Source organism: Liquorilactobacillus satsumensis DSM 16230 = JCM 12392 (assembly GCF_001435195.1).
GTDB lineage: Bacteria > Bacillota > Bacilli > Lactobacillales > Lactobacillaceae > Liquorilactobacillus > Liquorilactobacillus satsumensis.
Genome location: NZ_AZFQ01000005.1, coordinates 1 through 2938 on the forward strand (window position 1 = coordinate 1; position 2938 = coordinate 2938).

Here is a 2938-nt window from a genome sequence, read left to right on the forward strand (position 1 = left end):
TTTTTTCTTTTGGTTAAGTCCTCGACCGATTAGTTTTGGTCCGCTCCATACATCACTGTACTTCCACTTCCAACCTATCTACCTGATCTTCTCTCAGGGGTCTTACTTTCCGAAGAAATGGGAAATCTTATCTCGAGGTGAGTTTCGCACTTAGATGCTTTCAGCGTTTATCTCATCCACACGTAGCTACCCAGCGATGCTCCTGGCGGAACAACTGGTACACCAGCGGTGTGTCCATCCCGGTCCTCTCGTACTAAGGACAGATCCTCTCAAATTTCCTACGCCCGCGACGGATAGGGACCGAACTGTCTCACGACGTTCTGAACCCAGCTCGCGTACCGCTTTAATGGGCGAACAGCCCAACCCTTGGGACCGACTACAGCCCCAGGATGCGATGAGCCGACATCGAGGTGCCAAACCTCCCCGTCGATGTGGACTCTTGGGGGAGATAAGCCTGTTATCCCCAGGGTAGCTTTTATCCGTTGAGCGATGGCCCTTCCATGCGGAACCACCGGATCACTAAGCCCGACTTTCGTCCCTGCTCGACTTGTCTGTCTCGCAGTCAAGCTCCCTTGTGCCTTTACACTCTGCGAATGATTTCCAACCATTCTGAGGGAACCTTTGGGCGCCTCCGTTACCTTTTAGGAGGCGACCGCCCCAGTCAAACTGCCCACCTGACACTGTCTCCCGCCACGCTTAGTGGCGCGGGTTAGAGTGTTCATACAACGAGGGTAGTATCCCACCAATGCCTCTGTCGAAACTAGCGTCCCGACTTCTATGGCTCCTACCTATCCTGTACAAGTTGTACAAACACCCAATATCAAGCTACAGTAAAGCTCCATGGGGTCTTTCCGTCCTGTCGCGGGTAACCCGCATCTTCACGGGTATTATAATTTCACCGAGTCTCTCGTTGAGACAGTGCCCAGATCGTTACGCCTTTCGTGCGGGTCGGAACTTACCCGACAAGGAATTTCGCTACCTTAGGACCGTTATAGTTACGGCCGCCGTTTACTGGGGCTTCAATTCTGAGCTTCGCCGAAGCTAACCCATCCTCTTAACCTTCCAGCACCGGGCAGGCGTCAGCCCCTATACGTCATCTTACGATTTTGCAGAAACCTGTGTTTTTGATAAACAGTCGCCTGGGCCTATTCACTGCGGCTGAGCTTACGCTCAGCACCCCTTCTCCCGAAGTTACGGGGTCATTTTGCCGAGTTCCTTAACGAGAGTTCTCTCGCTCACCTGAGGATTCTCTCCTCGACTACCTGTGTCGGTTTGCGGTACGGGTAGTTATACTCTTACTAGAAGCTTTTCTCGGCAGTGTGACATCAGAATCTTCGCTACTATAATTTCGCTCCCCGTCACAGCTTGTCCTCAGTTACAAGCATTTAACTCGTAACCAAACTTGCTGCTTGGGCACACATTTCCATCAGTGTGCATTCTTAGCCTCCTGCGTCCCTCCATCGTTCAAACAAATATAACTAGTACAGGAATCTCAACCTGTTATCCATCGCCTACGCCTTGCGGCCTCAGCTTAGGTCCCGACTAACCCTGGGAGGACGAGCCTTCCCCAGGAAACCTTAGTCATTCGGTGGACAGGATTCTCACCTGTCTTGCGCTACTCATACCGGCATTCTCACTTCTAAGCGCTCCACCAGTCCTTCCGGTCTGGCTTCTTCGCCCTTAGAACGCTCTCCTACCACGCAACCTCACGGTTGCATCCACAATTTCGGTAATATGTTTAGCCCCGGTACATTTTCGGCGCAGGGTCACTCGACTAGTGAGCTATTACGCACTCTTTAAATGGTGGCTGCTTCTGAGCCAACATCCTAGTTGTCTGTGCAACTCCACATCCTTTTCCACTTAACATATATTTAGGGACCTTAATTGGTGGTCTGGGCTGTTTCCCTTTCGACTACGGATCTTATCACTCGCAGTCTGACTCCCGGATAAAGATCAGTGGCATTCGGAGTTTATCTGAATTCAGTAACCCAAGACGGGCCCCTAGTTCAAACAGTGCTCTACCTCCACGATCCTAATTTCCGAGGCTAGCCCTAAAGCTATTTCGGAGAGAACCAGCTATCTCCAAGTTCGTTTGGAATTTCTCCGCTACCCACACCTCATCTCAGCATTTTTCAACATACATGAGTTCGGTCCTCCAGTGCGTTTTACCGCACCTTCAACCTGGACATGGGTAGGTCACCTGGTTTCGGGTCTATGTCTGCCTACTCAAACGCCCTCTTCAGACTCGCTTTCGCTACGGCTCCACCCTTGACGGCTTAACCTTGCAGACAAACATAACTCGCCGGTTCATTCTACAAAAGGCACGCTATCACCCGTTAACGGGCTCTAACTACTTGTAGGCACATGGTTTCAGGAACTGTTTCACTCCCCTTCCGGGGTGCTTTTCACCTTTCCCTCACGGTACTGGTTCACTATCGGTCACTAGGGAGTATTTAGCCTTGGGAGATGGTCCTCCCGGATTCCGACGGAATTTCACGTGTTCCGCCGTACTCAGGATCCTGAACTGAGAGTGGCCGCTTTTACCTACAGGGCTTTCACCTTCTCTGGCTGACCTTCCCAGGTCATGCGGTTAACGTCCACTTTGGTAACTCAAATGTTCAGTCCTACAACCCCAGAAAGCAAGCTTTCTGGTTTGGGCTGTTCCCCGTTCGCTCGCCGCTACTGAGGGAATCGATTTTTCTTTCTCTTCCTGCAGGTACTTAGATGTTTCAGTTCCCTGCGTGTTCCTCTGACTGATCTATGAATTCGATCAGCAGTAATAGTTGATTAAAACTATTGGGTTGCCCCATTCGGAAATCTCCGGCTCATAGCTTACTTACAGCTCCCCGGAGCATATCGGCGTTAGTCCCGTCCTTCATCGGCTCCTAGTACCAAGGCATCCACCATGCGCCCTTAATAACTTAACCTAACTTTACCT

General features: G+C 51.0%; 1 rRNA gene. It reads right to left on the reverse strand.

What is annotated here, in order from left to right:
* Nucleotides 1-9: 9 nt before the first annotated feature.
* Nucleotides 10-2927: ribosomal RNA gene (locus tag FD50_RS00155) — 23S ribosomal RNA — on the reverse strand.
* Between the last annotated feature and the right edge of the window lie 11 nt (nt 2928-2938).